The organism is Rothia amarae, from assembly GCF_042677725.1.
Lineage (GTDB): Bacteria > Actinomycetota > Actinomycetes > Actinomycetales > Micrococcaceae > Rothia > Rothia amarae.
In genome coordinates this window covers 141,446-162,170 of record NZ_JBHUCN010000015.1, presented here as the reverse complement: position 1 = coordinate 162,170, position 20,725 = coordinate 141,446, and the positions used below count along the sequence as shown (strand labels likewise).

The following is a 20,725-nucleotide window of genomic DNA, read 5'->3' as shown; positions in this document are numbered from 1 at the left end:
CACCCTATACAAAGTTGGGGTATCTTACCTAGCGGCGTCCGGAAACCCATCCCAAAACGGTCTCCACAGGCCCTCGGGCTGCAAAGGTCCCACCGAGTAAACGGTGCCAAAGGTTCGCAAAGACGAGGGCGAAGATGATGAGCCCTGCCATGACCCACCATGAATCGTCAGTACCTCCCCAGCTTTTCTCTTGCGCCAGCTTCACATACCCCGCCAGCAAAGCCAGTTGAGCGAGATAGAGGGTGAGGGTCATTCGACCGGTGACAGCTAATGGTTCTAGAGCAGACGGCCGGGAGCTGAAGATACGAGCAAGGAGGGAGCACCAGCAGACGATGGCTACCGCCAGGAGCATATCGAACCCCACTTCCCAGCGGTTACCGGTATAGGGGAAGAACTCGAACTGTTGGCTGGCATACCACCACGTAGAGCCCGCCGCCAGGGTAAAGACCAGAGCGCCGGCTATGTCACCGACGGCTCCCCACCGGTGCATCAAACGAATCAGAACAATTCCAGCGCACGCCCACCCCAGCATGGTAAAGACACGATAAGAAGACCCTTCGAACATCCACAGGGTCAGATAGTGCATCCATGAGCCCGACTGATAAAGCTGCACATGCAGCTCCTCAAAAGCAGTGATAGCCCAGGGAGTAAACCACCAAAAAAGAAGGGCCAACACCGCTAGCACCACCGTCGGTAAATAAACCAAAAGAGCCGCAAAAAGACTCAACACCCCCAAATAAGGCAGAACATTATCAACCTGCGCGCCCCAGGTATCAGACCATAATCCGAGAAAAATCAGTGCGAGAGCTCTCACCACCGAACCGGCAAAAAGAGCAGAAAATGTCATGCGGTCGGCAGAAAGATCAGCAGACACACCCACTAATAGGGCAAAAAGCGCTACGGTAAGAAACTCTGTGAGATTCAGGACGCCGGCGGGACCGGGGGAAGGCGCGGTATGCGCTACAAACATACTCAATAGCGCCACACAACGTGCTATATCGATACCGATGAGTCTGCCGCCTGGGGAAAATGCAGCGGTCATTCATGGCTCCTCATAGGGTGAAACAGGGGTGACGAGGTACAGCCTACCTTGGGTGCCTCCACTTTGGAGGCAACCCGCAAAAGAGAATAGAATGTGCAGGTCTTCTCCCCGAACTCAAGGAACTCATTGTGAACACTGCTTACGCTGTCTCTCACGCTGCGCTACTCGCCAGCTCTGAAACGGCAAACACCAGCGCTTATATCTCAATGTTCTGGATTGCGCTGGCTGCGATGCTCTCGCCCTTGATTTCTTCCATGACCGGTAAGAAGTTACCCGACGTCGTCATCCTTCTAGTACTGGGCATTATCATCGGCCCCCACGCGCTAGGACTGGCAGATACGTCCAACGGTGTCTCTCTGCTGAAAGATTTAGGGTTAGGCATTCTTTTTCTTATTGCCGGTTATGAAGTCAATGCCAGCGCCCTCAAAACGCGCCAGGGCGGATTTGCTGCGGGCACCTGGTTGGTGAGTTTTGCCCTGGGGCTGGTAGTTGGCGGGGTAGTCACCGGTTGGGCGGAAGGCATCGATGAGATGGCGGTGTTTGCTATTGCACTCACCTCTACTGCGCTGGGCACTATCTTGCCGATGGTGCGTAATAACGGTAAGACGGGCACTCGATTAGGTGATGCTATCTTAATTCACGGCGCCATCGGTGAGGTACTTCCTATCTTTGCTATGGCGTTGCTCCTCTCCCGCCATAACACGCTAATTTCCGTGCTCATTCTGCTGGGTTTCATGCTGGTGGCTTTTATTACCGCAGTAGTTCCTCACCGCGCTTTCGAGCATATTCCGGGATTACGCCGCACAATGGCGGCAAACGCCAGCGCCACCACCCAAACCATGTTGCGCCTTGCCATGCTTATTTTAGTGACTCTGATGATGGCCGCTGCGGTCTTTGAACTCGATGTAGTGCTGGGGGCATTTGCTGCGGGCATCATATTACGCTCTCTCACGCCTCACGGTGCCTTTGAGCCTTTCTCTAAGCGTCTTGACGTGCTGGGGTTCAGCTTCCTCATCCCACTATTTTTCGTCTGTTCCGGCATGGGTATCAAGGTTTCAGTCCTCGCCGAAGAACCACTCGTGCTCATCGGAATCGTCTTTGCGCTCTTGACAGTGCGCGGGCTTCCCGTCGTCCTCTGCGAAATCTTCTTTAATACCCACTCCGGTTTGGAATCTACCCATGAGCGGGTTCAGCTGGGGCTCTACGCAGCGGCGGGACTGCCCATTCTGGTGGCAGTCACCAACGTAGCGCTCCATAATGCACTCATTTCAGAAAAAGCCGCCTCACTGTTGGTAGCAGGCGGGGCTCTGACCATCCTTATTTTTCCCTTGCAGGCAACAGCAATACACCGAATTTTTGGATCAACGGTTAAAGAACCACAGGTGAGTAGCACTAAAGAGAAAATTAATCGGAAAAAGAGTGAGCGCACGAAAACCGTACGCACGGTAACTTCTACGATACCGGTGGTTAAGCCTTCGAAGGCTACTGAGAAGACCAACTAAGAACCCTACTTTTTAGTTGGACTAACTACTGGTGAAAAGTACATGACCCTGGTAAAGATTTACATGTAATTATGTATCTTTACGAGGGTCATGTACTTTCACAAGATTTGTTTTACAAGCAGGTCAACCGGGGTGGTCTTGCTACTTCGCTACGCATCGCTTAAGCAAAAAGAATTCAAATTATTGGAGAATAATGACGTCCAAAGTACGCGGACCATGGACACCCTCCACACGAATTAATTCGATATCGCTTGTTGCCGAGGGACCAGAAATCATGGTCACTGGACGTTTGTAATCGATACGTTCAAACGCTTCAGGAATAAGTTCAACAATAGTGTCTTCCTTTACCACGCAAATATGATGGTCGGGAACCAAGGTAATTGCTCGACGTCCCTCATCAGAATTGGTGTTCAGGAAGATAGTGCCTGTCTCAGCGCAAGAAACGGTGGAGTTAGTCACCACAGCATTGACACTGTCGAGTTCACGAGTGGATAGAGTACCTGCCTTCTTGAGGTTACCAGCGTCAAAGATTCTCGATCGACGCGCGGTATCTTCAGGCAACCATGACTCCTTGATGCCCACAGGAACAACATAGCGGCTGGCGTCCTGTAAGAGCTCGTCAATCCGATGAGCGATGGTTTCCTCGGTAGCGTAGAAAACATTCGCCTTGTAATCAATCAGGCGATCCACCAGCATCTCCAAAGTTGCTTCTTTGGAGAGCTTGCTAGTTCGGCGATAGTTACGAATTGGCTCAGGGGGTGAAGGATGATCGCTCAATGATGAACGTATACGCCCTAAAATATCTTCTTTCGCGGTGCTCATTATTGTTCCTTCTCCTCTGCGGGGTGTGCGATGGTCTGCCCCCGTTGCTCGGCCTGCTGGTGAGCCTCCACGACTTTGCCCTTATTCTGTTCGATGAGAGCCTGGATGTCCACGCGCTCTGATGAATCACGTCGGGAAGCCTTGGGAGCTTCCTTCTTCCACCAGTTGCGGAATGATTCCTTGGGTGGCTCAGGAATATCACGATATTTAGTCCATCCACCCACCAGACCAGGGAATTTAGAAATCTTGTGGTCCTTACCAGTAACCAGCTTAGACATAGGAAGTCCCTTTTCAGCTAGAGACATGAGTTTGCCTGAGCTAAACAGTTGCTTGGCTCCAAACATCATGGCATCCATCTGGTAATGAGGGTCTTTCTTTCCGCCCTTGAAGTCACCCTGAGCTTTCTCATGGTCTACCGCTTTGCCACGGAGGTGGACGAGAACATCGGGAATATTAATCTTCACAGGGCATGCGTCATAGCAGGCGCCACACAGTGATGATGCAAAAGGCAAGGAGGAGTTGTACTCATTTTCGATACCACCGAGTTGGGGGGATAGAATCGCGCCAATAGGACCGGGGTAGGTCGATCCGTAGGCGTGTCCGCCTGCTCGCTCATAAACGGGGCAAACATTCATACATGCTGAGCATCGAATGCAGTGAAGAGCTTGACGACCAACCTCATCGTCAAGTACTGCAGTACGCCCGTTATCGATAAGGATGACGTGCATGTTCTGGGGTCCGTCTCCAGGGGTTACACCTGTCCACAGGGAGGTGTAGGGGTTCATGCGTTCACCTGTAGAAGAACGTGGCAGCAGCTGGAGGAAGACTTCAAAATCTTCGAAAGAAGGCAAAAGTTTCTCGATGCCCATGAAGGAAATCAGAGTATCTGGAAGGGTGAGGCACATACGTCCATTACCTTCAGATTCGACAATGCTTAAGCTACCGGTTTCTGCGATGCCGAAGTTAACGCCAGAGACAGCAACCTTGGACTGGAGAAACTTATCGCGCAACCGGATTCGGGAAGCTTCCGCAAGATCGGCAGGATCATTGGAGAGGTCAACACTCACTCCATCAATCTTTTTCAGGAAAATATCGCGAATCTGGGTGCGGTTGAAGTGGATTGCCGGTACCAAAATATGCGAAGGTCGATCATCTGCTAGCTGGACAATTTCTTCAGCCAAGTCAGTTTCGATAGCCTCAACGCCATTTTCACGCAGATACTCATTGAGTCCGGTTTCCGCGGTTGCCATGGACTTAATCTTGATGACTTCATCTACACCTTCCGCACGAATCAAATCGAGGGCAATCTGGTTAGCCTCTTCCGCGTTCCGTGCCCAATGTACGTGTCCACCGGCAGCAGTGAAGTTCTTCTCGAACATTTCAAGATATTCGGGAAGGTTTGCCATAACACGCTGTTTAATCATAGAACCCGCAGTACGCAAACCCTGCCAGTCAGGTAATTCACCGACCACGTGTTCACGCTTAGTGCGAATCTTATGGGTGGCAAAGCCCAGATTGGCACGGAGCTGTTCATTCGTCAGCTCTTTCGCAGCATACTTGGGGAATGCTTCGGTTTCGAAGATGTTGCCCTCACCGTGATAAACGCGGGGCATTCCAAGAGATACAGCTGTCATGGTTATTTTCCTCCTGCGATACTCAGTGAGACAGGTCCATCAATTTTTAGCGGGCTTTCCTTCGTGGAGGCAAGGATTTCAGCAAAGTGTAATGTGCGAACATCTGACTTCTTACGAGAGAGTGCTCCACCGATGTTCATAAGACAGGAAACGTCGCCTCCAGCACACACGCTGGCCCCTGTCTTTTCAATATGCATAACCTTATCGGCAACCATAGCGCCAGATGTATCAGCATTTTTGAAGGAAAAAGTTCCGCCGAAGCCACAGCACTGATCAATATCTTCAATTTGGGTGTATTCCAAACCTTCAACGGTTCTCAACAGGTCCTGCTGGCGAGTTCCTAAGTGGAGAAGGCGCATACCGTGACATGAACTATGGAAAGTTACATGGTGGGGGAAATAGGAACCTAGCTGCTCGGAAGCATTGGTGATGCCCAAAACGTCAATCAGCAAGTTTGAAAGCTCAAAAGTGCGATCGGCCAACATCTCTGCTCGTTTGGCGAGATCCTCATTGCCACCGTGACGGGCAATCATTGGCTGTTGGTGACCTAGTGAAGCTACGCAAGATCCCGAGGGAGCCACGGCTACATCAAAGTCCCATTCTTCAAATGATTCCACATGGTTCTTGACGATGGGGTAAGCGTCATCAAAGTACCCGGAGTTCACATGCATCTGTGAGCAACAAGTCTGCCCTTGGGGATACACAACTTCGTGGCCAAGACGTTCGAGGATATCAACAGTTGCCTTCGCAACTTTGGGATACATACCATCTACGATGCACGTTGAAAAGAGTGCTATTCGCATTGACTCGCTCCATAACTACTGCGATTTTGGCTTCAGCAGCGATAATTTGGACCATATTCTGTCGTAAGTTAATGTACTCATGACAAGAATTAATGAATTTACTTTTCATCTATCTAAACATGCTTGAAAGCGTACTTACGAATGCAATAAGCGCATTTTTTCTTAACTTATTAAAGACTTCAGCATGAAATGCATCAAAAAAGCTGACTTGACCGCCAAAATTGAAGAGGTTTTCACCTTCCTTCACCGCCTCTCGGTGAGATAGGCTACAGTAAACTATTCACAGATTTTCTGGTCTGACCACATCACACATCAAATAGCACCTTCGCGGAATCGCGAAGACCCCTCTCCTAGGAAAAGTATGAATACTTTCTTCGCTGAAACTGACGCGGTAGGTGGAAGCCTTGGGCTTTCCGCAGCGGTAGCAGCTCTGCCCTTAGTCACCTTCTTTATTATGTTGCTGGGTGTAAAAGCCCGTGCACACGTCGCTGGTTTAGTGTCGCTTATCGTTGCGATCTTAGTCGCAATCTTTGGCTTCAGCATGCCGTGGGATTTGGCAGGTATGTCCGCTATTCGCGGTGGACTTTACGGTGCTTTTCCCATCGTCTGGGTTATCCTCATGGCAATTTGGTTTTACCAAATTACTGTTCTCTCTGGACGCTTTGAAGATCTCCGTCGAACCTTTGATGCTATTGGCGGTGGAGATTTACGTATCCAGGCAATTCTCATCGCTTTCTGCTTCGGCGGCCTGCTGGAAGCTCTCGCTGGCTTCGGCGCACCCGTTGCAATTACTGCCACCATGATTTTGGCCCTGGGCGTTAAACCCCTTAAAGCCGCTATTACGGTTTTGATTGCTAATACCGCTCCGGTAGCTTTTGGCGCGGTGGCAATCCCTATCACTACTGCTGGCGAAGTTGGTGGCAAAGATGCAGCAACTATCGGTGCTATCGTTGGCCATCAGGCTCCTTTCTTAGCATTTTTTGTTCCCCTCATTTTGCTTTTCATCTTGGACGGAATGAAAGGCGTTAAGGATGCTTGGGTGCCTGCGGTCATCATTGGTGCTTCGTTTGCCGTTGCCCAGTGGTTTACTGCGACCTATTTCGCTTACCAACTGACCGACGTTATTGCTTGCATTGTTTCCCTTGGCGTAGCTGTAGTCTTCCTTCGGTTCTGGAAACCTCGTGGTGTTGCCGGGGTGCGCGAGCGCTACAACCTACCGCCCTTGGATATAAACGCTAAGAGCGACCTCACCCCTATGCGGGTATGGATGGCTCTTATGCCCTATGCCATCGTTGTACTCATCTTTGGTATCGCTAACCTGGCAACCGGGGTTGCTACCTGGCTCAAGACCACCAACGTTGCCGTGCATATGCCTTTGCTCAAAGAGCGACTGGTGACTGCGGCCGGTAAACCAGTCAAGTCTGATTATTCTTTTACTTGGTTGAATAACCCCGGTTCCTTCCTGCTTATCTCGGGCATCATTGTGGCTATTCTCTACATGATTTTCAACGAAAAGGGTCGCTATGCCTTGCGCTTTGGCGATGTCATTCAAGAAATCGGACGCACCGCGTATCGTATGCGTTATTCCGCTCTGACGATTGTTTTGGTTCTTGCTCTCGCTTATGTCATGAACTACTCTGGCCAAACTGTAGCCATGGGTGAATTTGTTGCAGGTCTTGGACCAATCTATGCCTTCCTAGCCCCCTCGCTAGGTTGGATTGGTACCGCAGTAACAGGATCCGACACCTCAGCGAACGCTCTCTTCTCTAAACTCCAGGTAGCAGCTGCAGATAACCTAAGCCACCAGGGCGTCACCGGAGTAACTCCTGAGCTTTTGCTAGCTGCGAACACCACGGGTGGTGTTGTCGGTAAGATGATTTCACCCCAGTCCTTAGCTATTGCGGCTACCGCAGTGGATATGGAAGGTAAGGAGTCTGAGATTTTCAAGGCGGTTTTGCCCTGGTCCATGGTGTTCCTCCTTGCGGTCTGCACCCTGGTCTTCCTCCAAACTAACGTTTTGCATTTTTTGGTTACCGGGCACTAACTCATATATTTAGTAACGCTAACCACTTCAGCGGCATTCACCCATGCAGGGAGATGCCGCTGAAGGACTTTAAGAACAAAAAATATACGCGGTAAATACACACGGCAAGGCTCAGATTACGATTATCCGGGAGTCGGAATAAGAGCTACAGTGAAAAAGCGTGGCCACTTCACGAAAAGACCCTCCAACACCAGCACAGAAATATTCTGGCTGCTGTGGAGGGTCGTGATGCTCAAGCCGCCCAAGAGGCAGTCCAAGAGCATATTTTATGGTTCTACCGACTGACCAATATCCAAAAATAAAGGCAAAATTACACCGGATTTATGCTTTGAAAGTCTCACCTGTCAAACGCTCGAAGGCTTCAACATACCGCGCGCGGGTCTTCTCAATAATCTCCTCAGGTAGCGAGGGAATAGCTCCCTTGCCGTCCCAACCTGACTCGTCTGACTTCAGCCAGTCACGGATGAACTGTTTATCAAAGCTAGCCTGTGACTGACCGGGGGCATATTTTTCTGCGTCCCAGAAACGGGATGAATCAGGGGTGAGAACCTCATCGCCCAAAGTAATTTCGCCACGGTAGGAATCAAGCCCGAACTCCACCTTAGTATCGGCAATAATAATGCCGCGCTCCCGAGCAATCTTCTCTGCAGTGGAATAAACATACAGGGTGAGCTCTTCAAGGCGCTCGCCAATGGGCTGACCTACTTCTTCGTAGAGCTGCTCGTAAGTAATCTGCTCGTCGTGTTCTCCGACCTCCGCTTTCCCGGTAGGGGTGAAAACGGGCGGGTCGAGGCGGGAGCCATCCACTAAACCAGCGGGAAGGTGAACATTGGCGATGCTGCCGGTTTCGTTGTAGCTCTGCAAGCCAGAACCGGTCAGGTAACCGCGGGCGATGCACTCTACAGGAAACATATTGAGCGACTTACAAATCATTGCTCGACCAGCAACGACGTCGGGCACGTCGGTGGACAGCACGTGGTTCGGTACGCCGTCAAGCTGCTTGAACCACCACAGCGAAAGCTGCGTAAGAATCTTGCCCTTATCAGGAATATCGTTAGGAATTACCTGGTCGAAGGCACTAATACGGTCAGAAGCAACCACCATGACAGAACCGGCGCGCAACTCCGCGTCGTCTTTGACGCAGATACCCGTGACATCGCTAGCTCCCTCATTCGGCACGTACAATTCGCGTACCTTACCCGAGTAAACGTGAGTCCAGCCGGGAATCTCAAGTGGGGTATTTCGAGAGCTCATTATTCTCCTGTGTGTTCAGTGTTGTTGAAGTGGGATAAGGAAAAAAGATAGAAGCGAAATCAGCGACCACCCTGTATGGGTAGCCACTGAAGTTTAGTGAGATGAAGTATCTGGAACGCGAATCTTGTTTTCTGCTGCAGCTTGGGCGATGTCGGAGCGGTACTGCGCGCCGTCCCAGCTGATTTTTTCGACCCCGGCGTAGGCTGCCTGGCGGGCTTCGATGAGGGTATTGCCAAGGGCAACGATAGCAAGTACGCGTCCCCCTGCGGTGATAATTTCGCCGTCTTTCTCGGCGGTGCCCGCATGGATTACGTGAACGTTTTCTAGCTCATTAGCCTCTTGTAAGCCTGAGATTACATCACCTTTTTGCGGGGTATCCGGGTAGTTCTTAGCAGCCATGACCACATCGAGGGCGGTCCGAGAATCCCACTCCAGCTCGCCTTGGACATCAAGTTTGCCACGAGCGGCTGCTAGCAAGAGTTGCCCCAGAGGGCTCTTGAGGCGGGAGAGAACTGCCTGAGTTTCGGGGTCTCCAAAACGAGCATTAAATTCAATGACGCGGATGCCGCGTTTAGTCACTGCCAAACCGCAGAACAAAACGCCATTGAAAGGAGTTCCACGCCGAGCCATCTCACCGATGGTGGGGCGAGCTACGCGTTCAACGACTTCTTCAACGAAACCTTCAGGCAACCATTCCAAGGGAGAATACGCACCCATGCCGCCGGTATTGGGGCCTTCGTCGCCGTCGAAGATGCGTTTGAAGTCTTGGGCAGGTGCTAGAGGTACAACGTTTGTACCATCAGAGAGAACAAAGAGGGAGACTTCGGGGCCATCAAGGTATTCCTCAATCACAACTGATCCACCCGCTTCAAAGCAGGCCTCAGCATGAGCAATCGCGGCGGCGCGGTCTTCGGTGACCACCACACCCTTACCTGCTGCCAGTCCGTCGTCCTTGACCACATAGGGAGCGCCAAAGGTGTCTAGAGCCTTGATAGCTTCATCGGCATTCGTTGCCACATACGCCAGGGCAGTGGGAACATCCGCTGCCGCCATAATCTCCTTAGCGAAAGCTTTAGAGCCTTCCAGCGCAGCGGCGTCCTGATTCGGACCAAATACATTGATGTCTTTCGCGCGGAGGGCATCGGCCACACCGGCAACCAAAGGAGCTTCGGGGCCAATTACAACTAAATCGACGCCAAGATCCTGCGCCAGCGAAACAGCTGCTTCAGGATTATTAGCGTCGATTTGATGTACAGGTACATCTTGGGAAATGCCCGCATTACCGGGTGCGCTGTGCACCTCTTGAACCTGTGGATCTGCAAGTAATGCTCGGATAATTGCGTGTTCGCGCCCGCCGGGACCAAGTACCAAAACCTTCATCCTCATAGGCTACCCCGAAAGAAGGGGTTTTGGTACTTGGTCGGCTAGCCTCTGCTAGTGCTTTTCGCGTTCTAGCTGGGTGCCTTCGACGTCAAGATCGGGGAGGATTTTATCGAGCCACTTGGGCAACCACCATGCCCTATCACCGAGCAGGTACATCAGCGCGGGGATGAGAGTCATACGAATCACAAATGCGTCGAACAAGACACCTGCAGACAGCGCGAATCCGATGGATGCCATCATGGGATCGCCAGCAAAGACAAAGCCGATAAATACACCCGCCATAATCAACGCCGCAGCAACCACAACGCGAGCGGAATGGTTATAACCCACCACCACTGATTTCTTACCGTTTCGACCATGCGAGTATGCCTCGCGCATGGACGAAACCAGGAATAGCTGGTAATCCATCGCCAAGCCAAAGAGCACGCCTACGGCAATAATCGGCAAGAAAGAGAGGATAGGTCCGGGGGTCGTTACCCCAAAGAGACTAGCTGCCCAACCCCATTGGAAGACGGCGGTGGTCGCACCGAATGCCGCAGCGAGGGAGAAGAGGAACCCCAGGGTTGCAGTGAGCGGAACCCAAATGGAGCGGAACACCAGAATCAACACCAGCAGGGACAGCCCAATCACAATAGCGATGTAAATGGGGAGCACCTTTGCCAGGTTCTCTGAAATATCAATGTTCATTGCGGTCTGTCCGGTCACACCAAAGGTAACTTCGCCGTCGTCCGTATCCAGCTTCAAGTCGCGGATATTCGAAACGAGATTTTCCGTGGACACCTCAGATGGTCCCGCATCGGGGGTGATTTGGTAGAGCAGAGTGGAATTATCTTTAGAAATCAACGCGGGTATAACCGCTTTGACATCGTTTTGTTCCAGGAGCTTCTGCCCTACTTCAACCTGCAAATCCTTAGCCTGATCTTCGGTAGTTCCATCGGGCAGGTTCGCCGCAGCGATGATGGTACCGTTCTGACCTTCGCCAAAGTTTTCACTAATTGCTTCGTAAGTTTGGTGAGCAGGGGTATCTTCCTTCTGGCTTGCACCGGTGGGAAGGCCCAAACGCATGTCGCTCACAGGAAGCGCCACAGCGCCCAGCGCAAGCACCACAGCAATAATAGTCACTACCGGCTTAGCCAAAATCGCCTTCAGCCAGCCAGTGGGGCGCTCTTCTTTCTCGGTAGCGGCAACATGCGCAGCTTCAGCGGTTTCAGCGTCGTCGGTATGAAGAGCCGAGCGACGGTCAATATCTACCCACCGCTTCTTGCTGATAATGCGGCGTCCTACCAGAGAAAGGATGGCTGGCGAGAGCGTGACCGCTACGGCAACCGCCATGAACACGGCAAACGCCGCAGCGTTACCCATGACCGAAAGGAAGGGAATTCCCACCACATTGAGAGCAAGCAAAGCGATAATAACCGTGGTGCCCGCGAAGAGAACAGCGCCGCCAGAGGTGCCGGTTGCCAGAGCAATCGACTTCTTCATGTCCATGCCCTGCGCCAAGTTATTACGATGGCGGTTCAAGATGAAGAGGGTGTAGTCGATTCCCACAGCCAGACCCAGCATAGAGCCGAGGGCCGGAGTAGTCGACGTCATATCCACTACGCCAGAAAGGGCCAGAGTACCCATCATGGCACCAGCAACACCAATGACCGCCATCAAAATAGGCAGACCAGCAGCAATCAACGTGCCCAGCATGACGAAGAGAATAATCAGAGCCAGAGCAATACCAATCATTTCACCGGTCATGCCCATTTCAGGCCGCTGACCAGAGAGGTTGGTATCGTACAAGACCTTAACACCGTGATCTTCTAAAGAAGAAAACGCGTCGCGAGTATTCGCCAGATGTTCAGGGCTCACAGCCATAATGTCATCGGTAAAAGAAACTGTTGCAATAGCTGCTGAACCGTTCTCAGAGATAGACGCCGCATCCGAAGTCATATCCAGAAGAGCCTGGTTTCGATCCAGTTCCTTCTTCGCCGCATCAAGTTCGGGGCGCTTCTTCTCTAGCTCAGTGCGACCGTCGTCAACCTGCTTCTGAGCATCTTTAATGAGAGAGCCATCTTCAAGCTTTGCTTTCTGAGCATCAAGCTCTTTCTGGCCTTCTTCAAGCTTCTTCTGCCCCTCTTCAAGCTGCTTTTTCTGCTCCTGCATGTCGGGAGTGAGAGGCAGGTGAAGGGTTTCAGCCATCTGAAGTTGCTGCTGGCCACCTTCAAGTTTTTGACGGTTTGAATCGATATCAGCCTGACCTGCTTCAATCTTGGCGCGAGCCTCAGATTCAAGTGAGCCATCATCGATTTTTTTCTGCGTATCGTCGAGCTGCTTCTTGGCATCAGCCATCTGCTTCTCGCCGTCGGCAACCTTGGTCTTGCCGTCTTCTAGTTGCTTCTTGCCGTCGGCAATTTTCGCAGCGGTGGCAAACGGATCAGTTACGGAATCAACCTGATCAACCCCCTCAGCACGAGAGACGGCATCAGCAACTGCCTTCTTCTGATCCTCAGTGAAAGCAGAACCATTCTCGGTCTCAAGAATCGCCTGACCAAAACCAGCAGTGGTGTTCGTATCAAACTTCTCCGAAAGAGTTTCCTGAACCTGCTGAGCTTCGGTACCGGGGATAGTGATCTGGTTAGTCATTTCACCGCGGAAAGCGGAAAATGAGCCGGCTAAAAGCGCGATAATCACTGCCCAGAGAGCAACAATAGTCCAGGCCTTTCTCGCGGCAAAATAGCCGAGCCGATACAAAAATTTAGACATAATCTTCTAACTCTTGTGAAATTTATAAGGTTCTAAAACTTCGGACGTCCGGTGCTCACCTGGGTGACTCCCCACATCATGTTCTGACGAATTTCCGAATTTGAGTACTGCGAAGGATTCTCTTGCAGCTGTGGATTTTCGTACATATATCGCACCATGCCAAAGAGCATCCCCGTGAGGAGATTCTGCAGATACAGAGCCAGCTCAACCACTCGCAAATCATCTTCTGCGAGGTAAAGTTCTTGCACATGCTGGCAGAGCGCCATACTCATGCTCTGCACGGTGGCAAAGACTTCTTGCCCAATGCTCTCCCCTATGTCTTCTGCGGAACCAAAAGTAGCCGCGAGATTGACGAAGTGGTCAAGAGCTTCAGCGCTTCGCTCCCCCTGTAAGCTTTGGATGAGAAAATCCTCGCAAGCCTGAGGCAGTTGAGAAAGCCCCACCTGAGCAGGGAAAGCATTGACATCTACCAAATCAGCCAGGTGTTGACCCAGACTGGTCAGCAAAATAGCGTCAATGTTTTCAAAGTGATTGAAGATAGTTCGCTCGGAGACTTCAGCCTCAGCCACCAACCTCTTGGTGGTGAGAGCCTGCCGCCCCTCTCGCAGAGCGAGTTCTTCTGCCGCCTGCAAAATGGCTTGATGCGTGGCGGCAGCACGGGCTTTTCGCTTGTCAGAAAAACCCTCTCGCTCGTCCGCACGTATGCAGGAATGTAGAAACTTCATAAATTTACAGTAACTGCAACAATGCAGAAACTGCAATTACTTTCGGGAGTAGTTTGTGCCACATTAATGCAGAAACTGCACAAAGTTTGAGTATCCATGCCCTTACCCTCCGCTCGGCACAGCGTCGGCAAGCGATCCTTCTCGCATGGCTCGCTAGCGCTCGCAAATGCGATTCATGCCAGACCCAGCCAGCTTGCCTCCCGCTGCGCCGAGCTATCCGTGCAAATCCTATGGAATACTTAAAACATGCAGACCTTTTCAGCCTCTGACGCCGTAGAACTCGCCCGCATCGTCCGAAGCGGATTCGTTGAATCCCGCCACGTGGGCTCCGCCGTCGCCCTCTCCCCCGAAGGCAAAGTGGTTGCCGCTCTCGGTGACGTCACGACCCCTATTTTTGCGCGCTCTGCGCTCAAGCCGTTCCAGTCGATTGCCTCGATGAACGCGGGGGCTGAACTACAGGGTGCACAGATTGCTTTGGCGTCGGGATCCCATACCGGCTCTTTTGAACATATGAAGGTGGCGCAGTCGATCCTTCAAGAAGCTTCCCTCGACGCTTCCGCTCTTCAGTGCCCCGCCGCTTGGCCCAGTGATGAGTCGAGCCATCACGCGCTGGTTTCCGCCGGACACCCCAAGCAAAAACTTGCCTTCAACTGTTCCGGTAAGCATGCGGCGTTTTTGTGGGGCTGCAAGAAGCGCGGCTGGCCGGTTGAGACTTATCTGGATGCCGAGCATCCCCTCCAAAAACTTACGTTAGAAACTATCAGTGAGTATGCGCAAGAGGAAATCTCCGCAGTGGGTGTTGATGGTTGTGGTGCCCCCGTTGCCGCCATTTCCCTCACCGGTTTAGCTCGCGCTTACTCCACGTTGGGAGCGGCTGTAGAAAACATTCGCGCCGATGCCCGCGCTGCCACGGTCGCCACCGCAATGGTGGATTATCCCGAGTTCGTGCAGGGGCATGGGGAGCCGGTCACTGTTCTCATTGAAAAACTGGATGCCGTGGTGAAGAACGGCGCCGAAGGCATTTTGGCGATTGGTCTGCGCTCGGGTGCTTCGGTGGCAGTAAAGGCTTTAGACGGTTCTTCGCGGGCAACTTCGCTGGTGGCTGTGCGACTTTTGGAAGCGTGCGGTTATATTTCTGCCGCCCTTGCCGATGAGTGCGTTGATGCGGTCGTCAGACCCATTTTCGGTGGCGGTGAGCCCGTCGGTTCGATTGAGCTAGGCTTGACAGTTGAAGAGTTGAAGGAGTCTTTGGGAGCTGATTTCTAATGGCGATTCGGCGCAGAATTTCTGAGGACGACGGTGCAGCAGCAATTTCTGCGGTTCGTGCAGCGCTATCCTCAGATTCACCGGAAGCTTCTTTTCAGGCACTTTCGCGCAACCAGCGCGCCACTGCGGTGCGCTATCTTTTGGAGGAGTTAGCCACTCTCTCCCCCGGCAACTCGGTGGAAGTCCGGGTGCCGCCTTTCGGCGTCACACAGTGTATTGCCGGTCCGCGACATACACGCGGGACCCCACCAAATGTGGTGGAAACCGACGCTTTCACCTGGTGTTCGGTTGCTTTGGGGGTATCTACGTGGGAAGAGAACGCCACTAAGATTTCCGCTTCAGGGTTACGTTCGGATTTATCAGATCGGATGCCGATTCTTTAGGACGTACGGCACCCCGCCGTCGCTACCTATGCCGCCGTCGAGAACACACCATTTGTCCACCAAGACAGCTAAAAACCGTGTGCTGTGGGCAAATGGCGAGCTTTCGATTTCGGGCACAAACCCCTGGCCAGTCTCATACGGTAACGTTAAGACCCATGAGCACCGAGCAAAATACCAGCCCCACCTCGCGCACAACACACCAGGACGATCACGGCGATCAGATTGTCAGCATTCGCCGTGCACCCTCCATCACCGCATTTGGGATTACCGGCGGAGTCATCGGACTCATTGTGGCTACCATTTTGACTTTCGCCTTTACCCCCACCGATATGTTCACTCTTGACTACTCACGTTCGGCCGTCTTCGGCGTGCTTGCAGTTGTCATTGGGGCAATTGGGGCAACTATTGGCATCGTCATTGCTCTCATTTTGGACCGTCGCTCGGCAAAACACCCCGAGACTCTGCGCGCAGTAGAAACCCCAGACCAATAAGACCACAGCTCAGCCCGCAATATTTCTCCATACGGCAGGCGCTATCAGATACACTTATTAGCGTCTGAGCAAACAGAATATAAATACTTTCTGCGAGCTTCTACCGCACCCCACAAACTCGAAAAGATGGCATTCATTGGTTCGTCCTGACGGAAAACTCACACACGATCTCGACCCAATCGACCACGGCCCCAAAGACGAATGTGGTGTCTTTGGTGTATGGGCACCGGGCGAAGACGTCGCAAAACTAACCTACTATGGTCTCTACGCTCTGCAGCACCGAGGTCAAGAATCCGCTGGTATTGCAACCAGCGATGGCAACCGCATTAGCGTGTACAAAGATATGGGTCTCGTTTCCCAGGTTTTTGATGAATCAACGCTCGCTCCGATGAAGGGGCATATGGCGGTTGGTCACTGCCGTTACTCCACCACCGGTGCTTCCCACTGGGCTAATGCGCAGCCTACTCTGGGCGATATTCCTTATGGCACGCTGGCGCTTGCTCACAACGGCAACATCACTAACTCTGCTGAACTCTACGACCGTCTGCTGGAACGCAACGGTGGTGACGCTCCGCTGCGTGGCGAGCTGGCGCAGGGCAACACTACCGACACCGCCTTGGTAACGGCACTTCTTGATAACAGCGATTTTGGTTCGCTCGAAGACGCCGTCCTCGATTTACTCCCCTCGCTTCAGGGCGCTTTCTGCCTAACGTTTATGGACGAGCACACCCTCTACGCCGCACGCGATCCGCAAGGGGTTCGCCCGCTGGTTCTCGGCCGTCTTGAACGCGGCTGGGTAGTGGCATCTGAAACTGCTGCGCTGGACATTGTGGGCGCATCGTTCGTCCGCGAAATTGAACCGGGCGAAATGATTATTATCGACCGCGAAGGTGGTCTCCGCTCACGCCGCTTTGCCGAAGCAAAGCCTGCCGGGTGCGTCTTCGAATACGTGTACTTGGCTCGCCCTGATACCACCATCAACGGACGCTCGGTCTATGAGTCTCGTGTGGAAATGGGTCGCCAGCTCGCCCGCGAACACCAAGTTGAGGCTGACCTTGTGATGCCTACCCCTGAATCCGGTGTGCCTGCAGCGATTGGCTACGCCGAAGAATCAGGTATTCCGTTTGGTAACGGTTTGGTGAAGAATGCCTACGTGGGGCGAACCTTTATTCAGCCCTCGCAGACCATCCGCCAGCTCGGCATCCGGCTCAAACTCAATCCGCTCAAATCAGTGGTCGAAGGCAAGCGTCTCATCGTCATTGACGATTCGATCGTTCGCGGCAACACCCAGCGCGCCCTGGTCCGCATGCTGCGCGAAGCCGGCGCTGCCGAAGTGCACGTTCGTATTTCATCGCCGCCCGTTAAGTGGCCTTGCTTCTACGGCATCGACTTTGCGTCCCGCTCCGAGCTCATTGCAAATGGGCTGGCAGTGGAAGAGATTTGCAATTCGCTCGGCGCTGATTCGCTGGGTTACATCTCTGAAGAGGGCATGATTGCCTCCACCAAGCAGGAACGCAAAAATCTGTGCACCGCATGCTTCACCGGCAACTACCCTATTCCGATTCCCGAGCGAATCGGCAAGAATCTCTTTGACACCAAGGACGGCTCTGCGGGCCCGCTTTCTAGCTCCATTGCCGAGGTGACCGTTGAGCGCCCCGTCGCGCACAAGCCCGAACATGCCCACGCGGTTTCGGTAGAGACCCGCCCCGGCACCGAAGAGCTGGAAAATAAGTTAGCTACCGAGCCTAACACCGCCGGTTCCTGCGAGCCCGGCCCCGATTCTGATTTAGAGAACCTCGTTCTGCCCGAAGATAAAGAACCCGCAGATCAAGCAACCACTGAGAAGGACAACTCATGAGTGAAACCCCCAACCCAGTAACTTACGCCTCCGCAGGTGTGGACGTCGAAGCCGGCGACCGCGCGGTCGAACTCATGAAAGACGCCGTCAAAGCAACTCACGGCCCCGGAGTTGTGGGCGGAGTAGGTGGCTTTGCCGGTCTCTTCGATCTCTCTGTTCTCAAGGATTTCAAGAAGCCTTACTTGGCGACCTCTACTGACGGCGTCGGCACCAAAGTTGCTATTGCGCAGGCACTCGATATTCACCACACCATCGGTCAAGACCTGGTGGGTATGGTGGTAGATGACATCGTAGTTACCGGTGCTCGCCCTCTCTTCATGACCGACTACATCGCTACCGGCAAGGTAGTTCCCGAACGCGTGGCTGATATTGTGCGAGGCGTTGCAGAGGGTTGTTCGCTCGCTGGAACCGCTTTGGTAGGTGGGGAAACCGCCGAGCATCCCGGTCTTTTGGCAGAGAACGAATACGACGTCGCAGGTGCGGCAACCGGCATTGTTGAAGCGGACGAACTGCTGGGGCCAGATCGTGTTCGTGAGGGAGATGTTCTCATCGCGATGGCATCTTCAGGCATCCATTCCAATGGCTATTCGCTGGTGCGCAAGGTGATCAACGTGGCAGGCTGGGGTTTGGAGCGTCAGGTAGACGAGCTCGGTCGCACCTTGGGCGAAGAACTGTTGGAGCCAACCCGTATTTACACCGCAGACTGCCTTGATTTGATGGAGGCTTTCCCCGTCAACGGTGAAGATGGTCAGACCGGGTCCGGTATTCGTGGATTCTCCCACGTAACCGGTGGCGGATTGGCGGCTAACCTGGCGCGCGTCCTCCCGGTAGGAACTGTTGGTTTGGTTGATCGTTCCACGTGGGAAATTCCCGCGATTTTCCGTCTCGTCGAAGAGCTCGGCGGGGTGCCCCAGGCTGATCTGGAACGCACGCTGAACCTGGGTGTAGGCATGATTGCCGTGGTTGATCCTTCAGTTGCCGATGCCGCTGTTGCGCGCCTGAATGACCGAGGGCTTTCCTCGTGGATTCTAGGTACCGTGCAAAAGGACGACGGTTCGTACTCCTCGAACTCTGATTATGTTCAGGGCGCTAAGGGTGTGGACGGCGGCGCGGCGGTTCTGCTGAACCAGTACCGCTAGGATTTTACGTTCCAACCGGTTCCCTCCCGTTGAGGTGTAAGAAAGGGTCAACTTTTCGTGAAAAAGTTGACCCTTTCTTGTACCTCAACGCTTTAGAGGCGGAGAGGCAAGATCGGGTTTCGGCGCCCGCCCCGCCACTTTGACTGTACCTAGCTAACATGCGCCCAAACCTACCCTACAGATTCGCGACGTCAACGCTAAAGCTTGGTACACACAAAAATCATGAGCGGTTGTTGAGAACCCGGAACGAACTCCGTCTTATCCCACTGTGAATACACGTGGTTCATACCGAAACCGTGCTCTTCTAGCTGGGATGATATCTCTTTATAGGTTCTGAATTGCAACCTTAACACAGTGCTGAAGTTAAGATTTTGAGTGACAAAAAAATTCTCAGATTTCAGGCAAACTACACCATTCTGGTCTGGCTGAGTCACTGATGCAGTTTCTTCAAGAAACCCTACCGATGTCTGTCTCTGATACTTTTCGTGACCCCACGATTCCCAGGCTTTTGCCTCTGGGTTTCTCGTTTCGAAGGCGAGGGTCCCACCTTTCTTGAGACCTCGTGCTATATCCGCCAATGCATTGTGCCAGTCTTCACCCAAGATATGCATGACGGCGTTCCCACTCAGAATTGCAAAATCAAACCTGTTAGTCTCAATATTTTGAGAAGTTCCTATCCTCCATTCAATTCCGCTCTCTTGAGGGCGCTCTCGCGCAATATTGAGCATTGATTCGGATGGGTCTATACCCACGATTGACCGCCCCTGTTGCGCAAATGTCACAGTAAGAATTCCTGTGCCGCACCCTAAATCTAAAAGATTTTTAGCGCTCTCCTCATCCGCCAGTTCCCGGTAAAAGTCGTGGTCCGGCCCGTCAGGATTATCTTCGTCGTAGATTCGGGCAAGCAAATCTTCATAAGGCTGGGAATCTGTCATCCGGTCTCCTCTAGATTTGTTCAGTTATTCCCATTATGGCCAGTTATTTGGCCGCCACTCCCAAATGTTTCTGACCGTCGTAGCGTGTTTTGACCAGGTATATCTGGTCAAAACACGCTACGGCGGTCATTTGTTTCTTCCAAGAAAGTATTTATTTCGCCCTGGCTAGGGAAAACCTCGCCGTAACCGTAGGATAAACCACATCCTACTTCTTCAGAAAGTGAAGTATTCCCCATGCTACGCCCCGGTCCCCGATATATGGTCTCGGTCTTATCTTTCGGTTTCTTCCTCATCGGAGGTCTCCTCACGTATTTTCAACTGCGTGCTGACTCATTTCCGCTGGCGGGCATTCTATTTCTGTGCGCCGGTATCGCGTTCACGTTTTTTGGCTTCAGGTTCTTGAAACAGAATAAGCAGGACACCGGTGGATCTTACGGTCAGCTGTCCATGCAGGGCGCATTTTCTAAAATTAATAAACCACTCTTTATCGTCACGATTCTGACGGCTATCCCCGGATTTATTCTGATTGGCGTCGCTCAAGGCATCAATAATCTGTTAGGGATTCTCGGTATGGTCCTTTTTATGATTGGGTTCGTGTGCCACGGAATTAACGTGGTTCGGGCGATGAGCCGGTAAGTTCCTGGCCCGCGCGTCGATGTCAAGTTTAGGCGCCCGCCCTGGCCCCGACCCATT

The 20,725-nt window shown here is 52.6% G+C and carries 18 protein-coding genes; 9 read left to right on the top strand and 9 right to left on the bottom strand.

What is annotated here, in order from left to right; all coding sequences use genetic code 11:
- Positions 1-28: 28 nt before the first annotated feature.
- The gene (locus tag ACFR81_RS10460; RefSeq protein ID WP_190617884.1) at positions 29-1,042 is read right to left on the bottom strand and encodes a hypothetical protein; all 1,014 of its coding nucleotides are present in this window, start codon (positions 1,040-1,042) and stop codon (positions 29-31) included.
- A 128-nt stretch (positions 1,043-1,170) separates the two neighbouring features.
- Here ACFR81_RS10460 and ACFR81_RS10455 point away from each other — a divergent pair, with 128 nt between their 5' ends.
- Positions 1,171-2,544 (top strand): cation:proton antiporter, encoded by a 1,374-nt coding sequence (locus tag ACFR81_RS10455; protein ID WP_238398013.1) that lies wholly within the window; start codon positions 1,171-1,173, stop codon positions 2,542-2,544.
- 180 nt (positions 2,545-2,724) lie between these two features.
- Here the strand turns inward: ACFR81_RS10455 and ACFR81_RS10450 are convergent, their stop codons facing one another.
- The 3 genes from ACFR81_RS10450 to ACFR81_RS10440 are packed head-to-tail and all read right to left on the bottom strand — an operon-like array spanning position 2,725 to position 5,803.
- On the bottom strand, positions 2,725-3,366 hold the full coding sequence (locus ACFR81_RS10450) for a LutC/YkgG family protein (RefSeq protein WP_145173676.1): 642 nt from the start codon (positions 3,364-3,366) through the stop codon (positions 2,725-2,727).
- Positions 3,366-5,000 (bottom strand): LutB/LldF family L-lactate oxidation iron-sulfur protein, encoded by a 1,635-nt coding sequence (locus ACFR81_RS10445; protein ID WP_190617882.1) that lies wholly within the window; start codon positions 4,998-5,000, stop codon positions 3,366-3,368. The genes ACFR81_RS10450 and ACFR81_RS10445 overlap by 1 nt, the downstream gene beginning before the upstream one ends.
- Before the next feature lie 2 nt (positions 5,001-5,002).
- Positions 5,003-5,803, bottom strand: coding sequence for a (Fe-S)-binding protein (locus tag ACFR81_RS10440; RefSeq protein WP_068170584.1), 801 nt, complete (start codon positions 5,801-5,803; stop codon positions 5,003-5,005).
- Between the two features lie 361 nt (positions 5,804-6,164).
- On the opposite strand from ACFR81_RS10440, the gene ACFR81_RS10435 reads away from it, so the two are divergent.
- Both ACFR81_RS10435 and ACFR81_RS10430 read left to right on the top strand, forming a co-directional pair.
- The gene (locus tag ACFR81_RS10435; protein ID WP_145173681.1) at positions 6,165-7,847 is read left to right on the top strand and encodes a lactate permease LctP family transporter; all 1,683 of its coding nucleotides are present in this window, start codon (positions 6,165-6,167) and stop codon (positions 7,845-7,847) included.
- Positions 7,848-7,942: 95 nt separating this feature from the next.
- Positions 7,943-8,149: an FCD domain-containing protein gene (locus ACFR81_RS10430; RefSeq protein ID WP_145174217.1), complete on the top strand. Its 207-nt coding sequence runs from the start codon at positions 7,943-7,945 to the stop codon at positions 8,147-8,149.
- A 19-nt stretch (positions 8,150-8,168) separates the two neighbouring features.
- Here the strand turns inward: ACFR81_RS10430 and ACFR81_RS10425 are convergent, their stop codons facing one another.
- The 4 genes from ACFR81_RS10425 to ACFR81_RS10410 all read right to left on the bottom strand — a co-directional run bounded on the left by ACFR81_RS10425 (position 8,169) and on the right by ACFR81_RS10410 (position 13,960).
- Positions 8,169-9,101 (bottom strand): phosphoribosylaminoimidazolesuccinocarboxamide synthase, encoded by a 933-nt coding sequence (locus ACFR81_RS10425; protein WP_145173685.1) that lies wholly within the window; start codon positions 9,099-9,101, stop codon positions 8,169-8,171.
- 93 nt (positions 9,102-9,194) lie between these two features.
- Positions 9,195-10,481: a phosphoribosylamine--glycine ligase gene (gene purD, locus ACFR81_RS10420; protein WP_343876408.1), complete on the bottom strand. Its 1,287-nt coding sequence runs from the start codon at positions 10,479-10,481 to the stop codon at positions 9,195-9,197.
- A 54-nt stretch (positions 10,482-10,535) separates the two neighbouring features.
- The gene (locus tag ACFR81_RS10415) at positions 10,536-13,235 is read right to left on the bottom strand and encodes an MMPL family transporter (RefSeq protein WP_318275014.1); all 2,700 of its coding nucleotides are present in this window, start codon (positions 13,233-13,235) and stop codon (positions 10,536-10,538) included.
- Positions 13,236-13,267: 32 nt separating this feature from the next.
- On the bottom strand, positions 13,268-13,960 hold the full coding sequence (locus tag ACFR81_RS10410) for a TetR/AcrR family transcriptional regulator (protein WP_343876407.1): 693 nt from the start codon (positions 13,958-13,960) through the stop codon (positions 13,268-13,270).
- A gap of 246 nt (positions 13,961-14,206) precedes the next feature.
- On the opposite strand from ACFR81_RS10410, the gene ACFR81_RS10405 reads away from it, so the two are divergent.
- The 5 genes from ACFR81_RS10405 to purM all read left to right on the top strand — a co-directional run bounded on the left by ACFR81_RS10405 (position 14,207) and on the right by purM (position 19,097).
- Entirely contained in the window at positions 14,207-15,226 is a 1,020-nt protein-coding gene (locus tag ACFR81_RS10405) for an asparaginase (protein WP_343876406.1), read from the top strand.
- Positions 15,226-15,609 (top strand): sterol carrier family protein, encoded by a 384-nt coding sequence (locus ACFR81_RS10400; RefSeq protein ID WP_145173697.1) that lies wholly within the window; start codon positions 15,226-15,228, stop codon positions 15,607-15,609. The genes ACFR81_RS10405 and ACFR81_RS10400 overlap by 1 nt, the downstream gene beginning before the upstream one ends.
- Before the next feature lie 155 nt (positions 15,610-15,764).
- Entirely contained in the window at positions 15,765-16,100 is a 336-nt protein-coding gene (locus ACFR81_RS10395; protein ID WP_343876405.1) for a potassium transporter Trk, read from the top strand.
- A 136-nt stretch (positions 16,101-16,236) separates the two neighbouring features.
- Positions 16,237-17,958 carry an amidophosphoribosyltransferase gene (purF, locus tag ACFR81_RS10390; RefSeq protein WP_343876404.1) on the top strand — a complete coding sequence of 574 codons (1,722 nt, stop codon included), beginning with the start codon at positions 16,237-16,239 and terminating at the stop codon, positions 17,956-17,958.
- Positions 17,955-19,097 carry a phosphoribosylformylglycinamidine cyclo-ligase gene (purM, locus tag ACFR81_RS10385; RefSeq protein WP_190617873.1) on the top strand — a complete coding sequence of 381 codons (1,143 nt, stop codon included), beginning with the start codon at positions 17,955-17,957 and terminating at the stop codon, positions 19,095-19,097. The genes purF and purM overlap by 4 nt, the downstream gene beginning before the upstream one ends.
- A gap of 197 nt (positions 19,098-19,294) precedes the next feature.
- On the opposite strand, the gene ACFR81_RS10380 is transcribed toward purM, so the two are convergent.
- Positions 19,295-20,032, bottom strand: coding sequence for a class I SAM-dependent methyltransferase (locus ACFR81_RS10380; protein WP_343876403.1), 738 nt, complete (start codon positions 20,030-20,032; stop codon positions 19,295-19,297).
- Positions 20,033-20,431: 399 nt separating this feature from the next.
- Between ACFR81_RS10380 and ACFR81_RS10375 the strand changes: the two genes are divergently transcribed.
- Positions 20,432-20,668, top strand: a complete 237-nt coding sequence (locus tag ACFR81_RS10375; protein ID WP_190617868.1) for a hypothetical protein — start codon at positions 20,432-20,434, stop codon at positions 20,666-20,668.
- Positions 20,669-20,725: the final 57 nt, after the last annotated feature.

Coding starts and splice junctions, on each gene's coding strand:
- ACFR81_RS10460 (WP_190617884.1), bottom strand. CDS start 1,042: ATGACCGCTGCATTTTCCCCAGGCGGCAGACTCATCGGTATCGATATA.
- ACFR81_RS10450 (WP_145173676.1), bottom strand. CDS start 3,366: ATGAGCACCGCGAAAGAAGATATTTTAGGGCGTATACGTTCATCATTG.
- ACFR81_RS10445 (WP_190617882.1), bottom strand. CDS start 5,000: ATGACAGCTGTATCTCTTGGAATGCCCCGCGTTTATCACGGTGAGGGC.
- ACFR81_RS10440 (WP_068170584.1), bottom strand. CDS start 5,803: ATGCGAATAGCACTCTTTTCAACGTGCATCGTAGATGGTATGTATCCC.
- ACFR81_RS10435 (WP_145173681.1), top strand. CDS start 6,165: ATGAATACTTTCTTCGCTGAAACTGACGCGGTAGGTGGAAGCCTTGGG.
- ACFR81_RS10425 (WP_145173685.1), bottom strand. CDS start 9,101: ATGAGCTCTCGAAATACCCCACTTGAGATTCCCGGCTGGACTCACGTT.
- purD (WP_343876408.1), bottom strand. CDS start 10,481: ATGAAGGTTTTGGTACTTGGTCCCGGCGGGCGCGAACACGCAATTATC.
- ACFR81_RS10415 (WP_318275014.1), bottom strand. CDS start 13,235: ATGTCTAAATTTTTGTATCGGCTCGGCTATTTTGCCGCGAGAAAGGCC.
- ACFR81_RS10410 (WP_343876407.1), bottom strand. CDS start 13,960: ATGAAGTTTCTACATTCCTGCATACGTGCGGACGAGCGAGAGGGTTTT.
- ACFR81_RS10405 (WP_343876406.1), top strand. CDS start 14,207: ATGCAGACCTTTTCAGCCTCTGACGCCGTAGAACTCGCCCGCATCGTC.
- ACFR81_RS10400 (WP_145173697.1), top strand. CDS start 15,226: ATGGCGATTCGGCGCAGAATTTCTGAGGACGACGGTGCAGCAGCAATT.
- ACFR81_RS10395 (WP_343876405.1), top strand. CDS start 15,765: ATGAGCACCGAGCAAAATACCAGCCCCACCTCGCGCACAACACACCAG.
- purM (WP_190617873.1), top strand. CDS start 17,955: ATGAGTGAAACCCCCAACCCAGTAACTTACGCCTCCGCAGGTGTGGAC.
- ACFR81_RS10380 (WP_343876403.1), bottom strand. CDS start 20,032: ATGACAGATTCCCAGCCTTATGAAGATTTGCTTGCCCGAATCTACGAC.